Source organism: Spirosoma taeanense (genome assembly GCF_013127955.1).
Classification (GTDB): Bacteria; Bacteroidota; Bacteroidia; order Cytophagales; family Spirosomataceae; genus Spirosoma; species Spirosoma taeanense.
The window spans coordinates 4675529-4690099 of the sequence record NZ_CP053435.1 but is presented as its reverse complement, the minus strand read 5'-3'; the positions used below and the strand labels follow the sequence as shown (position 1 = coordinate 4690099).

Annotated in this window: 12 protein-coding genes; 9 read left to right on the top strand and 3 right to left on the bottom strand. The window is 51.7% G+C overall.

Annotation, left to right across the window (positions count from 1 at the left end):
• The first annotated feature begins 74 nt into the window (after window positions 1-74).
• The 3 genes from mutY (at window position 75) to gldE (ending at window position 3189) form a co-directional block, all read left to right on the top strand.
• Entirely contained in the window at window positions 75-1163 is a 1089-nt protein-coding gene (mutY, locus tag HNV11_RS19480; RefSeq protein ID WP_171741254.1) for an A/G-specific adenine glycosylase, read from the top strand.
• Between the two features lie 74 nt (window positions 1164-1237).
• Entirely contained in the window at window positions 1238-1786 is a 549-nt protein-coding gene (locus tag HNV11_RS19475) for a single-stranded DNA-binding protein (protein WP_171741253.1), read from the top strand.
• A gap of 53 nt (window positions 1787-1839) precedes the next feature.
• The gene (gene gldE, locus HNV11_RS19470; protein WP_171741252.1) at window positions 1840-3189 is read left to right on the top strand and encodes a gliding motility-associated protein GldE; all 1350 of its coding nucleotides are present in this window, start codon (window positions 1840-1842) and stop codon (window positions 3187-3189) included.
• 142 nt (window positions 3190-3331) lie between these two features.
• Here the strand turns inward: gldE and HNV11_RS19465 are convergent, their stop codons facing one another.
• A complete protein-coding gene (locus HNV11_RS19465; RefSeq protein WP_171741251.1) occupies window positions 3332-4441 on the bottom strand; it encodes an LBF_2804 family protein in 1110 nt (369 codons plus the stop codon).
• Window positions 4442-4653: 212 nt separating this feature from the next.
• Here HNV11_RS19465 and HNV11_RS19460 point away from each other — a divergent pair, with 212 nt between their 5' ends.
• Together HNV11_RS19460 and HNV11_RS19455 are read left to right on the top strand one after the other, a co-directional pair.
• Window positions 4654-5757, top strand: a complete 1104-nt coding sequence (locus tag HNV11_RS19460; protein WP_171741250.1) for a DUF3500 domain-containing protein — start codon at window positions 4654-4656, stop codon at window positions 5755-5757.
• A 122-nt stretch (window positions 5758-5879) separates the two neighbouring features.
• Window positions 5880-7484 (top strand): S8 family peptidase, encoded by a 1605-nt coding sequence (locus HNV11_RS19455; RefSeq protein ID WP_171741249.1) that lies wholly within the window; start codon window positions 5880-5882, stop codon window positions 7482-7484.
• 79 nt (window positions 7485-7563) lie between these two features.
• Here HNV11_RS19455 and HNV11_RS19450 read toward each other — a convergent pair whose 3' ends face one another.
• Both HNV11_RS19450 and HNV11_RS19445 read right to left on the bottom strand, forming a co-directional pair.
• A complete protein-coding gene (locus HNV11_RS19450) occupies window positions 7564-7962 on the bottom strand; it encodes a type II toxin-antitoxin system VapC family toxin (protein ID WP_171741248.1) in 399 nt (132 codons plus the stop codon).
• 5 nt (window positions 7963-7967) lie between these two features.
• A complete protein-coding gene (locus HNV11_RS19445) occupies window positions 7968-8210 on the bottom strand; it encodes a hypothetical protein (protein WP_171741247.1) in 243 nt (80 codons plus the stop codon).
• Window positions 8211-8482: 272 nt separating this feature from the next.
• Between HNV11_RS19445 and uvrA the strand changes: the two genes are divergently transcribed.
• The 4 genes from uvrA to HNV11_RS19425 all read left to right on the top strand — a co-directional run bounded on the left by uvrA (window position 8483) and on the right by HNV11_RS19425 (window position 14506).
• Window positions 8483-11341 (top strand): excinuclease ABC subunit UvrA, encoded by a 2859-nt coding sequence (gene uvrA / locus HNV11_RS19440; protein WP_171741246.1) that lies wholly within the window; start codon window positions 8483-8485, stop codon window positions 11339-11341.
• Window positions 11342-11398: 57 nt separating this feature from the next.
• Window positions 11399-11809: a hypothetical protein gene (locus HNV11_RS19435; RefSeq protein WP_171741245.1), complete on the top strand. Its 411-nt coding sequence runs from the start codon at window positions 11399-11401 to the stop codon at window positions 11807-11809.
• 44 nt (window positions 11810-11853) lie between these two features.
• Entirely contained in the window at window positions 11854-13056 is a 1203-nt protein-coding gene (locus HNV11_RS19430) for a metal-dependent hydrolase family protein (protein ID WP_240163578.1), read from the top strand.
• A 163-nt stretch (window positions 13057-13219) separates the two neighbouring features.
• The gene (locus HNV11_RS19425) at window positions 13220-14506 is read left to right on the top strand and encodes a citrate synthase (RefSeq protein WP_171741243.1); all 1287 of its coding nucleotides are present in this window, start codon (window positions 13220-13222) and stop codon (window positions 14504-14506) included.
• Window positions 14507-14571: the final 65 nt, after the last annotated feature.

Sequence of the window (14571 nt, the reverse complement as noted above, 5' to 3'; positions counted from 1 at the left end):
TAGAGGTTTCCCGTAAATTATAAAAGCTCCCGGCGTCCGTTTTTACATCCGATGTTACTTTTTTCGCTTTTATTTTGAATTGGCAATCAGACGGTAACGTCATCGAAACGAATTTTGCGCCCACGCTCGAACGGTGGTATGAGCGCCATAAACGCGACTTGCCGTGGCGGCACACCCGCGATCCGTATAGTATCTGGCTATCCGAAATCATTCTTCAACAAACGCGGGTCGCGCAGGGAAAACCTTATTACGAACGCTTTCTGGCGGCTTATCCAACCATTACGGATATGGCCCGTGCCGACGAGCGTGAACTACTCCGGCTCTGGCAGGGACTAGGCTACTATTCCCGCGCCCGAAATCTCCATCAGACTGCCCGCTACATAACCGACGAACTGGTCGGTAAGTTTCCCGATACGTTTCAAAATCTGTTGAAAATGAAGGGGATAGGCGTTTATACGGCTGCAGCTATAGCATCGTTTGCTTTTGGCGAGCGAGTGCCGGTGGTTGATGGAAACGTATACAGGGTGCTGGCCCGGGTGTTTGGAGTTTCGGAAGATATCACGACGACCGCTGCAAAAAAGACGTTTTCCTGGCTGGCTATGCGGTTAATTCAGCGAGCCGATGATCCGGCCACGTATAATCAGGCGATTATGGAATTCGGGGCAATTCAGTGTACGCCAGTTGCGCCGGATTGTCTGCTGTGTCCGCTTCAGCAAGAGTGCGTAGCCTTTCAGACCGGTCGGCAGCATCTGTTACCCGTAAAGGCCAAAAAAGCGCCGGTGCGGGAGCGTTATTTTCATTACCTTATTTTTCAGCATGGTTCGAAACTGGCGATGCGCGAACGGACAGATCGGGATATCTGGCAAAATCTGCACGAGTTTTATCTGGTCGAAACCGACGAACCGAAGAAGCAGCTGCGCGAGTTGCCGCTGCCTGATTCGATTCAGGAATTCGTGCAGCGGCACGGCCAGGCTACCCCGCCGACGGAAGCCGTTCAACTGCTTTCGCACCAGCGAATCCGGGCTGTTTTCTTTCGAATTGAGTTGCCCGATGACGCAAATGGACGTTTACCAATGGGTTTAGCATGGTATACAATGGCCGAAGTTGAGCAGTTACCCAAGCCTCTATTAGTGACAAACTATTTGGAAAAGACGTTTGGTTAAGTCGGTTGATTTCAGTAACTTTATCCTTCTTAAGCCCCACGCAATTTTTCATACGTAACCACTAAAACAAGACGATGGCAAGCCTTAACAAAGTGATTTTAATTGGCAACGTTGGGAACGATCCGGACGTCCGTTATCTGGATGGCGGTTCGGTTGTTGCTAAGTTCAGCGTTGCTACGAATGAACGATATACGACCCGCACCGGTGAGCAGGTTGAATCCACTGAATGGTTTCGGGTGGAAGTCTGGAATGATCAGGCAAAAACGGTTGAAAAATATGTACGTAAGGGACAGCAGATTTATGTAGAGGGCCGTTTGCGTACAGAGACATATACGGATAAAGAAGGTAAGGAGCGCTTCTCGCTGGGTGTCCGGGCCACTACGTTCCAGTTTTTGGGTGGACCAAACGATCGGCAGGAGGGTGGCTACGACACGCCCGCTCCGCAGGCTCAGCCAGCCGCAGCGCCTGAGCGCCCACGTCAGCAGGCGGCTCCTGCACCAGCCCCGGCTCCGCAGGCAGCGCCCCGTCAGCAGACAGCCGCACGCCCCGCACAGGAACGCCGTCGGGAGCCCGACCCGGTGCCTTTTGAGAGCAACAGTGGTGACGACGATTTGCCGTTCTAAGCCAGTGTATTGACGAGCCCCGGAGCTCGATTGTTGAACGAGATTTAAGTTACATGGACCCTAGTGATCCGCTTCCCAGACAGGTGTTCCCAGCCGCAGACGGCTGGGGCACCTATTTTGATTTATACGGGCCTTACGTAGCCCTGATTTTATTGCTTCTGACGCTGGCCGGTCTGGTATCCGCGTCGGAAGCCGCTTTTTTCTCGCTTTCTCCCGACGACCGGGCTCGATGCCGCGATAGTCGGCTGGTGGATGATCAGCGAATCGCTATGTTGTTGGACCGGCCCAAACGGCTGCTGGCATCGCTCGTCATCTTCAACAACCTGCTTAACATTGCGATCGTTGTCATTGTCACTCTCCTGACCTGGGAGTTTTCGCAGGCGTCGCACCAGTCGGGCTGGGTGTTGTCGGGCGTAACGCTGGTAACCACCGTGGCTATCGTTCTATTCGGTGAGATCGTCCCTAAAGTATATGCCAGTCAGAATAATCTGCGGGTGGCTCGCCGAACGGCGCCCCTGGCGCAGGTAGGGCTGGCGGTGTTCCGACCCCTGTCAGCGTTACTGGTCAGTTTGAGTAATCAGGTTGATAAACGTATTCAGCGTCGGGGCTACAAACTGTCGGTTGAGGAACTCAGCCAGGCTGTTGAGTTAACGGGTTCAGATGCAACTACCGAGGAAAAGGAAATCCTGAAAGGTATTGTCAATTTCAGTAATCTGACGGCCCGGCAGGTAATGCGTACGCGGATGGATATTACGGCCGTAGAGGACGATCTGCCGTTTTCTGAACTGCTGGCCCAGATCAACGCATCGGGCTACTCCCGGGTGCCGGTCTACCATGAGTCGCTGGATCAGTTAGAAGGTATTCTTTATATCAAGGATCTTTTGCCGCATATTCACAACGACGACTCTTTTCAGTGGCAGTCGCTGATGCGTCCGGCGTTCTTTATTCCTGAAAACAAGAAAGTCGATGATCTGCTGCAGGACTTTCAGAAACGGCGCGTGCACATAGCGATTGTCGTTGATGAATACGGCGGAACGCGCGGTCTGGTAACACTGGAGGATATTATCGAGGAGATATTCGGCGATATCAACGATGAATTTGACGATGAAACTCCCATTGGCTATCGACGCGAAGATGAACGAACAGTCATCTTCGAGGGGAAAATGCTGCTAACGGATGTTTGTCGGGTGCTGAACGTAGATGCAACTACATTCGAGGCTGTTCAGGGCGGCACTGAATCGCTGGGTGGACTGCTGCTTGAACTGTTTAATCGGCTTCCCAAGCCCGGCGAAAAAACCATTTACTCCGGCTTTACCTTTGATATTCTATCGGCCGACGACAAGCGGATTAATGAAGTACGGGTTACCCGGAATACACAGGATGAACCGGTACCAAGTCTGTAACTACGGCAATCGGGTTTTAGCCCGTTCTGGCTACACACCTGAAGAACAGTTTCGCAGCCAGAAAATTATTTAAAATAAAAACTCCGTATAGAGGCTACGGTTCACTACACGGTAGCCTCTATACGGAGTTTCTGTTCCGGATTCAAACCCACAGACCCCGCCCTTGATTATACTCAGCGCCAATCCGTTGAATTTCGTCGGGGGAATACGTCAGCAAGCCTTTCTTCCGGAGTTGGCGTAAGCGCCGTTTTTCAAACCACGAAAGCCTACCGTCAACCAGTACACCAAACACAATCAGCCGTTCCAGACTTTGCCGAACTTCAAGTGGTGCATGCATGGCCTGTTCTGCAAAATGGCCGGTCAGAGTAGCGTCGGTTCGCAGTTTAAAGCGGTCTACCAGCGTCTCAGTAAGCAGAAAGTGAGCGTAGTTGTACTGGCGCTTTAGAATTGCTACGTACTGCAGCGCTTCCAGGATGAGCGGCCGAAGCTGCTCATTACTACCCCATTCGTCATAAAGCTCATTGACAAACTCACGAATGGTCAACGGGGCCATAACCCGAACCTGAGCCTCGCGCAACACCTGCCAGGACGCATAAGCGTTCCAGGCAGCGTAGAAAGGCATAGCGGCCAGATCCGTTACCTGACGCAGAGCGTATCGTCCGACCAGCCGTTTAGCCACCAATTTTAAAAAGATATGGCTCAATGCTGCTTTGGCGATATTGATGAGAAAGAAAATCATTAGCCCCCAACGCGGCAGATTGAGGTAAGGATCTATACCAAAGCGTAAGAGTCTTTGATTGGGTATTTCAAAAGCGGCATCTGCCAGGGCCTGCAGGTGACGATCATACTGCGCATCATGAGCCCGCGGAAACTGACAGACTTCCATAATTGTCTTGACACCGAAGCCATTCAGCGCAAGCAAAAGATTAACTTCCACATAGACCAGCAGCAGCCCATAGAGGGTCGTAACAATGGGAAGATCGTAAACTGTACTGAATACCGTTACAGTCGTATTCTGGAAAATATGCGGCCAGCTATACTGAGGAATGTACAATAGTAATACCCCCAGAACGCCCAGCAGAGCCGCAAAGCTAAGAGTAAGAACCTTTGTACGCCGGATAACACGACTCTCAACGGGATTCAGGACGTAAGGTTCATCGGTAGGATGAACTGTATCGAGTGCCTGCCGTATGTAGCGCATTGCCAGATGGTCGAGGGGACCAGGGCTGTTATTCGGAGGCCGGGTTGACATGATTTACGTGTGTAACAGTGGATTTATTTCTACAACTACAGAACGGGTCGGGTTGTTAGCGGGAATGCCAGATTTGACAAATCTGGATTGATTAAACGGTAAAAAACCACAAACAGCTACGTAAAGCCTGCTAACTGGATAAAGTCTGTCTGCCAATTCAGTAAATTCAATAAAACGGGGGCTTTACCAAGGGACTAACCATTTAGATCGCTATGATTCGTATTCTGTTTGGATGCCTGCTGGTTGGGCAGACGCTGGCACAGACCGTTGCGCCAAGCGCGCCTAAAGCAACCTCACAACGTGTTCGCGATGAGATGCGCGAGGCTGCCCAGACGTTTTTGCAATCGTTAACAGCCGAGCAGCGGCAACAGGTGGCCTTTTCCTTTGAAGACCCCGAGCGGTTTAACTGGCATTTTGTGCCCCGCGAACGTAAAGGGTTGCCGCTAAAGCAAATGAATCCGAATCAGCGGAAGCTGGCAATGAGTCTGCTCCGGACCGGGCTGAGCGATCAGGGATACGGCAAAGCAACGTCTATCATGGATTGGGAAAACGTCTTACGGGTTGTGGATAACCGGCCGCCCAATGATACCTACCGCGATCCTGAAAACTATTCGTTCACGGTCTTTGGCGACCCAACCAAAACCGAGCCCTGGAGCTGGCGGGTAGAAGGGCATCATCTGTCCGTACAGTTCCTATCGTTAAACGGGAAAATAATTGCCCAGACACCCACCTTCTTTGGTAGTAATCCGGCCATTGTGCAGTTTGACTCTACCATGGCCGATAAACGAATGGCGAACCCGAAGGTGGCTGATTTGCCGCAACGGGGCAAACAGATTTTAAAACAGGAAAGCGAACGTGCCTTTGCGCTGCTGAACACCCTCACTGCCGACCAGCGAAAACAGACCATCATAGCCGCTGTAGCCTATCCTGAAATCGTTACCAGTAACAAACGCACAGCCTCGCTGGAGCGAATGGACGGACTGAAAATGTCTGAGATGACCGCCGAGCAGCGGAAACTGTTTATGGATTTGCTGCAGGTTTATCTGAATAACTACCGGGTTACGCTGGCAAAACAGCAACTGGATAAACTGGAAAAAAATAATCTTGAAAATTTACGCTTTGCCTGGGCGGGCGATCTGACGCCACAGCTTGGCGAGGGGAAAGGCTGGTATTACCGGATTCACGGTCCCACCATCCTGATTGAATACGACAACACCCAGACTAACGCCAATCACGTTCATACGGTTGTGCGTGACCTAACGAATGACTGGGGCGAAGATTTGCTGCGCGAGCACTACCAGGCAACCAAGCACTAAAAAACGCTGTTTTGGATTAGCCTAGGGTTATTGTCAGGTTGACGGACGCTCATTTTAACAACTTTTAAGCCTATTAATTAACCGTTTCTTCGTAATTTGTGAAGATTATTTGTTCTCAATTCATGAAGAAACTCCTCATTAGTGCGTCGGTCTGTCTGCTATCGGTGGCGGCTTCGGCGCAGGACTCACAGTGGTATCTCCACGATAAGACTGATGGTACGGCTGGTATCAGTGTTGACCGGACCTACCGCGAACTACTTAAAGACCGGAAGCCAACCCCTGTATTGGTGGCCGTTATTGACGGTGGTATCGACACAACCCATGAAGATCTCCGTCGGGTACTCTGGGTCAATCCAAAGGAGATTCCCGGAAACGGTAAGGACGATGATAGGAACGGCTATGTGGATGATATCCATGGCTGGAACTTCATTGGTGGCAAGGATGGCCGTAACGTCAGCTACGAAACGGCTGAAGTTACCCGACTTTATGCTCAGCTAAAGCCTAAGTACGAAGGCAAAGACCGGAAGGCGCTGAAGCCCGACCAACAGAAGGAATACGATCTTTACCAGAAAACGAAAGCCGAAGTCGAAAAGAACCAGGCGCAGTATAAGGCTCAATACCGGGGTATTAACCAGTTCTATACGCAATACACAACGGCGGTCAGCATGCTGAAACAGGCGCTGAACGTAACGAAGCTCGATACGACTACGCTGCGCCGGGCCGCCGACACGCTGACGAGCGCAACGCTGAAGCGGCCGGCACTGGGCATTTTGCAGGTCTTACGCCAGCAGAATGCGGCCGATGCCGATGCGTTGATGGGTGAGCTGGAAAAGTATAATGAGCAGCTCAAGGGACGTGCTGAGTATAACTATAATCCGGATTTTGACAGCCGTAGTATCGTAGGCGATAATCCGGACGACCTGAACCAGCGCGACTATGGTAACGCCGACATTATGGGCCCTCGCGCCGATCATGGTACGCACGTAGCGGGCATTATCGCGGCCGACCGGACCAATAATCTCGGTATACAGGGTATTGCCGATGCGGTCCAGATTATGGGCGTGCGGGCGGTACCGGATGGCGACGAGCGCGATAAGGACGTAGCCAATGCCATTCGTTATGCAGTGGATAACGGCGCTCAGATCATCAACATGAGTTTTGGAAAGGACTATTCGCCCCAACGTAAAGTTGTTGAAGATGCAGAGCGGTATGCGCTGTCAAAAGGCGTTCTCTTAATTCATGCCGCCGGTAACGACGGAAAAGACATCGATACGGCAGCGAACTACCCCGCTCCCCGCTTCATGGATGGTTCGGCTATCCCGAACGTCATTACGGTCGGGGCCAGTGCCGAACCGAACACCAATGATCTCGTAGCGAGTTTCTCGAACTACGGGAAGCAGAACGTAGATGTATTTGCACCGGGTAAGGATATTTATTCGACCGTGCCTGGTAGTAAGTACGAAAACAACAGTGGTACGAGCATGGCCTCGCCGGTGGTAGCGGGTGTTGCGGCTGTTCTGAAGTCGTACTTCCCAAAACTGACGTATGCCGACATCAAACGTATCATCCTTCAGTCGGCAACGCCTTATAAAACCAAAGTCCGCAAACCCGAAAGCAACGACACCGTTGAGTTTGCGAGCCTTTCGAAAACGGGCGGGATTGTCAACCTGTACGAAGCCGTAAAGCTGGCTCTGGCGCAGGAAGGTGCTGCCAACAAGGGCAAGTAAGAGCCAAATTTTATTATCAGGGGCCAGCTACTGTCATGCGCAGTAGCTGGCCCCTGTTTTTTATGGAATGCTACAAACATTACCAGATTATCTCTAACTGGTCCTGATAGCGGTTAAACTTCTCGTCTGCGGAAATAACCGGCATCTTCTCAACTAAAGCAGTAGCCAGGAGAAGTCGGTCAAACGGATCGCGATGGTCAGCGTAAAGTGGAATCTGATTGTAGGCAGCAATATGGCGATTACTCAATTCAATTACATTAATACCATCCTGAACGGTTTGCCTAATCAATTCGTCGATTGTAATCTGAAAGCCGGGGAGTTTACCTATCTTGAGTTTTATAGCTAACTCAAAGAAACTGATTTTGGAAATATAAATACGGTTCTCTGGATTCGTAAGAACGGCGCGGGCCGTAGCTGAGACAGCTGAATTATTTTCCTGAATCCAGATAAGAATCTGGGTGTCAATGAGTACGTTCATGCCAGCTACATATACTCACTAAGGTCGTCAAGCGGTTCGTTAAAATCAGCTGGTACGCGAATTTTTCCGGTTAGGGAGCCAAAACGAATCCCCGATTGATTAGGTAGGCCAGTTTTACGTGAACTATGTTCGGCAGAAGGTTCGCTTTCCAGGAACGTAACAATCACTTCTGTCCGCTCCTGAACAGGGGGCGCTTCATGCCAGATGATCTGACCATTTTCGTAAGTGCCTTTTACTGCGGTTAGCATAACTAAATTGTTTGTATCAAAGATACACATTGATAACCTCATCGACATACTTATAAGCCGATATGTAGTATCGCTAATGGGTGTGTAAGCTTGGTAATCCTTGTGAGCATCTGATTTGTTCCGAATTTGAACAGCGCTCTTTGACATGGAACGGTGCATACTCTATTTCATAGGCTTAAAGTAGGCCGTAAGTCGAAACAGAAGGAAACTTCACTTGCCTGCTTTACGTTGTTCTTTGGAATAAGCCAACCGCATCGGCGGTCCGACGCAACGTGACGACTGAAGAGAAAGCAGCACTTACCGATATTGACCTGACGGGTTACGACCAGATTGAAGTTCTGGGTGCCCGTGAACATAATCTGAAGAACATTGACGTCACGATTCCCCGCAATAAGCTGGTGGTGGTGACGGGTATTAGTGGCAGTGGCAAGTCGTCGCTGGCGTTTGATACAATCTACGCCGAGGGCCAACGGCGCTACATGGAGAGCTTTTCGGCCTATGCCCGCTCGTTTATCGGCGATATGGAACGGCCCGATGTAGACAAAATCAACGGGCTGAGTCCGGTAATTTCCATTGAGCAGAAGACAACCTCTAAAAATCCCCGCTCAACAGTCGGCACTACAACCGAAATCTATGACTTTCTACGATTGCTCTATGCCCGCGCTGGCGAAGCATTTTCGTACGTAACGGGTCGGAAGATGGAACGCCAGTCGCAGGACCAGATTATTGACACGATTTTGAGTCAATACGCTGGTCAGAAGACCACCCTGCTGGCTCCCGTTATTCGAGGACGTAAAGGCCATTACCGCGAATTGTTTGTCCAGATTGCCAAAACCGGCTACACCAAAGTGCGGGTCGATGGCGTTGTGCAGGATATTGTTCCCAAGATGCAGCTGGATCGGTATAAGATTCACGACATCGAGATTGTCATTGACCGGCTCGTTCCCAAAGCCGAAGACCGGTACCGGCTTAGCCAATCGGTGCAGACGGCGTTGAAACAGGGCAAAGGTGCCATGCAGATGCTCGACGGGGCGGGGCAGCTTATTTACTTTTCGCAGAACCTGATGGACCCGGAATCGGGCATTAGCTACGACGAACCCTCGCCCAACTCGTTCTCGTTTAACTCGCCCTACGGTGCCTGTGCGGTCTGTAATGGGCTGGGCGTCGTCGAAGAAATCACGGAAGAATCAGTCATCCCCGACAAGTCGTTGAGTATTAGTCGCGGTGCCATTGCGCCTTTGGGCGAGTTCCGGGAGTTGTGGATTTTTAAGGAGATTGAGGTTATTCTCAAAAAATACAAGCTGAACCTTAGCACTCCGGTTACCAAATACCCTGACGAACTGCTGCACGCCCTGATGTATGGCACGGAAGAGGAAGCTGCAGTTCCTTCGAAGAAATACCCCGGTCAGGACTACTACAGCTTCAAATTTGAGGGAATTGTCAATTTTCTGAAACGGCAGCAGGAAAACAGCACCGACAAGATTCAGGAATGGCTCAAGGACTTTATGGTCGTCAAGACCTGTCCTGAATGCGAGGGCGCCCGCCTGAAGAAAGAATCGCTCTACTTCAAGATTGATCAGAAAAACATCTCCGAACTGGCCCGCATGGACATTTCGGAGCTGACCGACTGGTTTAACGGGCTGGAAAGCCGCCTGACCGACCGCCAGAATACCATAGCTAAGGAAATCCTTAAGGAAATCCGTAAACGGATTGGCTTCCTGCTGGATATTGGCCTGGATTATCTGACGCTCGACCGCCCTCTGCGGACGCTGTCGGGTGGCGAAGCGCAGCGTATCCGGCTGGCTACGCAGATTGGCACGCAACTGGTCGGTGTGCTGTATATCATGGACGAGCCGAGCATTGGTCTGCATCAGCGTGATAACGTCAAGCTGATCGATTCGCTGAAAAATCTACGTGACCTTGGGAATACGGTTCTGGTGGTCGAGCACGACAAAGACATGATGCTCGAATCAGACTTTATCCTCGACATCGGTCCCGGCGCGGGTCGGCATGGTGGTCAGGTGGTCGGCATCGGTACCCCCGAAGAATTTCTGCGGAACGGCAGCACCACTGCCGACTATCTGAGCGGTCGCCGGAACATCGAAGTGCCAGCCGAACGACGTAAAGGCAACGGCAAATTCCTGATTATTAAAAACGCCACCGGTCATAACCTCAAGAACGTAACGCTGAAATTGCCGCTTGGCAAAATGGTGACCATTACGGGCGTGTCGGGCAGCGGCAAATCGTCGCTGATCCACGAAACCCTGTTCCCGGTGCTGAACCGGCATTTCTATAAGTCAAAGCGCGAGCCGCTACCGTTCAAGACCGTCGACGGGCTGGAGCATCTGGACAAAGTAATTGAGGTCGATCAGTCGCCCATTGGCCGGACACCCCGCTCGAATCCGGCTACCTACACGGGTATGTTTTCTGAAATCCGGACCTTGTTTGCCGAACTGCCCGAAGCCAAAATCCGGGGCTACAAACCCGGTCGGTTCTCGTTCAATGTAAAGGGTGGCCGCTGCGAAGACTGCGAAGGCGCGGGCATGAAGAAAATTGAGATGGAGTTTTTGCCGGACGTACACGTTATGTGCGAAACCTGTAAAGGTAAACGCTTCAACCGCGAAACGCTGGAAGTGCGATTCAAAGGCAAATCCATCGCCGATGTACTGGACATGACCGTTGAGCAGGCGCTGGAGTTCTTTGCCAGTCAGCCGAAGATTCTGCGGAAGGTAACGACGCTCAATGATGTCGGTCTGGGTTACATTACGCTTGGTCAGCACGCCACCACGTTGTCGGGTGGCGAAGCGCAGCGGGTTAAATTAGCCGAAGAGTTGTCGAAGAAAGACACGGGCAAGACGCTGTACATTCTCGATGAGCCCACAACGGGTCTGCATTTTCAGGATATTTCGCACCTGCTGGATGTTCTGAACAAACTGGCCAATAAAGGTAACACCGTTCTGATCATCGAACATAACCTGGACGTTATTAAAGTTTCGGACCATCTGATTGATCTCGGTCCCGAAGGCGGCAATAAAGGGGGCCAGATCATTGCCGAAGGAACGCCCGAAAAGGTCGCTGAGGTGAAGGGAAGCTATACCGGTAAGTTTTTGAAAATGGAGCTGAACGGGTAGCAAGCCGCAAAATCCGTTATCTTCGCCGGTCTCAACACAACCTGCGAAAACTGATTTATGCGGAATCCTTTCTTTTATATTTTATTGCTCGTGCTGGTCGTTCTGGACGGCTGGCTGCTGGCGCACCCCAATCTGATTGGTCAGGCTGGGGTGTTCTTTTTTGAGTACGACTACCTCGAAACGTTCCCCAAAGCCTTGGGTACGGTGGCAATTGTGGTGGGTATTGGCCTGTTGATTGCGTGGCTCGTAGGTCGGCTTGGGCGGCCGGTAGCCATTGTCGGTTCGGTTGCCCTACTAGCGGCTTCGGCTTTTTATCTGTTTCAAAGTTTTACGCAATACAATAGCGGTGTCTATAAACTCACCGGCGCGGGCTTCCGGGCTGGGGCTATCCTGCTTCCGGGCTTACTGGTGCTTGTCTTTGGTATGCGTCTGTTCGATCTTCTTCAAACCAAAGCCAATCGCCGATGAGATACTTGATAGCGTTATGGGCGGTTTTTTGGGTAAGTACGGTTATGGCACAAACCACGTATTTGCTTAAACCCGACCGCGTATTTGATGGCGAAGCCGTGCATGAAGGCTGGGTTGTACGGGTAAAAGGCGAGAGGATTGAAGCTGCCGGTCCGGCGACCAGCGTTTCGGGAAACGGAGCGGAAGTGATAGACCTGAAAGGCACAACCTTACTGCCAGGTCTGATCGAAGGTCACTCGCATCTGCTACTACATCCCTATAACGAAACACCCTGGGATGATCAGGTGCTGAAAGAAGCCCGGTCGTTACGGGTTGCGCGCGCTACGGTCCATGCGAAGAAAACGCTGATGGCTGGTTTTACGACCGTTCGCGACCTTGGTACGGAAGGAGCCGAATATGACGACGTAGGACTAAAGCAGGCCATTAATCAAGGCATCATTCCCGGACCACGCATGATCGTCGTGACCAAGGCGCTGATTGCAACCGGCAGCTATGCACCCAAGGGATTCAGTCCCGATATTAATGTGCCGCAAGGTGCCGAGGAGGCCGATGGGCACGACGCCCTCATTCGGGCCGTTCGAACGCAGATTGGTAAAGGCGCCGACGCCATAAAAATTTACGCTGATTACCGCTGGGGATTGATGGCCGAGGCCCGGCCGACATTCTCTATTGACGAAATCAGACTGATTGTCGAAACGGCCCGCAGCAGTGGACGGGGCGTGGTAGCGCATGCGGGCACGGCCGAAGGTATGCGTCGGGCAATACTGGGCGGCTGCGAAACCATTGAGCATGGCGATGCCGGAACGCCCGACGTGTTTGCACTTATGAAGCAGCACGGCACTGTCCTGTGCCCAACGCTGGCTGCTGGCGACGCCGTCAGTCAGTACCGGGGCTGGAAAAAAGGACAGGAGCCCGAGCCGGAACGACTTCGGCAAAAACGGGTTACGTTCAAACAGGCGCTGGACGCGGGCGTAACGATCTGCGCCGGGGGCGATGTTGGGGTATTTTCCCACGGCGATAACGCCCGCGAGCTGGAAATGATGGTGGATTACGGTATGAAGCCGCTCGATGTGCTGCGTTCGGCTACGTCGGTAAACGCCGATGTTTTTCATCTGAACGACCGGGGGCGTATCCGGCCCGGTTTACTGGCCGATCTGGTAGCGGTTGAAGGCAATCCAGTCCGTGAAATAGCTGATATACGGCGTATTCGCCTAGTGCTGAAGGGCGGAATTCTTTACCGGCAGTAGGATAAAACTTATTGCGTCTTCTAAGGGTTACAACCTAATCCATAAGTAAGGCGGCTTTTTTCTTTCGTTTTCACCCGTCGTTTGGGATTTTGGGCTAATTTCGCCCCGACGCTCGACAAGCCGCTAATTCCTTATTTCTGAATACTCTACCCTGATTTTTTGTATGGCAAACGCTGCTGAACTAACCGTTGATGGTAAATCGTTTTCGTTTCCAACGCTTGAAGGAAGCGAACATGAGAAAGCCTTCGACATTTCTAACCTCCGTGACCAAACCGGCTATGTTACGTTAGACCGGGGCTACAAAAACACCGGCGCAACCCAGAGCGCCATCACCTTTTTAGATGGCGAGGAAGGAATCCTGCGCTATCGGGGCTATTCCATCGAAGATTTAGCGGCTAAGGCGTCGTTTCTGGAAGTGGCATATTTGCTCATTTACGGTGAACTGCCCACCAAAAGTCAGTTTGACCAGTTTGAGAATGCCATTCGTCACCATACGATTGTGAACGAAGACATGCGGAAGATTTTTGAAGGCTTCCCGGTCAATGCGCATCCGATGGGCGTTCTGTCGTCGCTGGTAAGTGCGATGAGCGCGTTCTACCCGGATTCCTATGACGAACGGGCTGAGGATAAAACGGATCTGCACATCATTCGTCTTCTGGCCAAGCTACCGACAATAGCGACCTGGTCGTTCAAAAAGTCGCAGGGTCACCCGGTCAATTACCCGAAAAATACCCTCAACTACACGGCTAACTTCCTGCATATGATGTTTGCCCTGCCAGTTGCCGAATACCAGGTGGACCCGGTTGTGGCGGAGGCTCTGAACGTACTCCTGATTCTGCACGCCGATCACGAGCAGAACTGCTCGACCTCGACTGTACGGCTCGTTGGCTCGTCGCGCGCGAATATTTATTCGTCGATTTCGGCAGGCATCAATGCCCTATGGGGCCCACTGCACGGTGGCGCCAATCAGGAAGTGATCGAGATGCTCGAAGATATAAAAGCCGACGGCGGAGATGTTTCGAAGTATATTGATATGGCCAAAAACGCGAAGCAAACTGGTTTCCGACTTTTCGGCTTCGGGCACCGGGTCTATAAAAACTTCGACCCTCGCGCTAAGATTATCAAGAAAGCAGCCGACGACGTACTGGCAAAACTGGGCGTCAACGACCCGGTGCTAGATATTGCGAAAGGACTGGAAGAAGCCGCTCTGAACGACGAATACTTCGTGCAACGTAAGCTTTACCCGAACGTTGATTTCTATTCGGGTATCATCTACCGAGCTCTGGGCATTCCAACGAATATGTTTACGGTGATGTTTGCCATTGGCCGTCTGCCGGGCTGGATTGCCCAGTGGAAAGAGATGCGAGAGCAGAAAGAACCGATTGGTCGTCCGCGCCAGATTTATACCGGCCCGACCCTGCGGGAGTTTGTTTCCATTGAACAGCGGTAAGCATTGTTCTGTACCAAAGCCAGACAGCCCCAACCTGAGCAGGTTGGGGCTGTCTGGCTTTGGTA

Bases quoted from the DNA above. Each gene is read 5' to 3' on its own strand.
- HNV11_RS19425 (WP_171741243.1), top strand. From the start codon at position 13,220: ATGGCAAACGCTGCTGAACTAACCGTTGATGGTAAATCGTTTTCGTTT.
- HNV11_RS19435 (WP_171741245.1), top strand. From the start codon at position 11,399: ATGCGGAATCCTTTCTTTTATATTTTATTGCTCGTGCTGGTCGTTCTG.
- HNV11_RS19455 (WP_171741249.1), top strand. From the start codon at position 5,880: ATGAAGAAACTCCTCATTAGTGCGTCGGTCTGTCTGCTATCGGTGGCG.
- HNV11_RS19430 (WP_240163578.1), top strand. From the start codon at position 11,854: ATGGCACAAACCACGTATTTGCTTAAACCCGACCGCGTATTTGATGGC.
- HNV11_RS19445 (WP_171741247.1), bottom strand. From the start codon at position 8,210: ATGCTAACCGCAGTAAAAGGCACTTACGAAAATGGTCAGATCATCTGG.
- HNV11_RS19460 (WP_171741250.1), top strand. From the start codon at position 4,654: ATGATTCGTATTCTGTTTGGATGCCTGCTGGTTGGGCAGACGCTGGCA.
- HNV11_RS19475 (WP_171741253.1), top strand. From the start codon at position 1,238: ATGGCAAGCCTTAACAAAGTGATTTTAATTGGCAACGTTGGGAACGAT.
- gldE (WP_171741252.1), top strand. From the start codon at position 1,840: ATGGACCCTAGTGATCCGCTTCCCAGACAGGTGTTCCCAGCCGCAGAC.
- HNV11_RS19465 (WP_171741251.1), bottom strand. From the start codon at position 4,441: ATGTCAACCCGGCCTCCGAATAACAGCCCTGGTCCCCTCGACCATCTG.
- HNV11_RS19450 (WP_171741248.1), bottom strand. From the start codon at position 7,962: ATGAACGTACTCATTGACACCCAGATTCTTATCTGGATTCAGGAAAAT.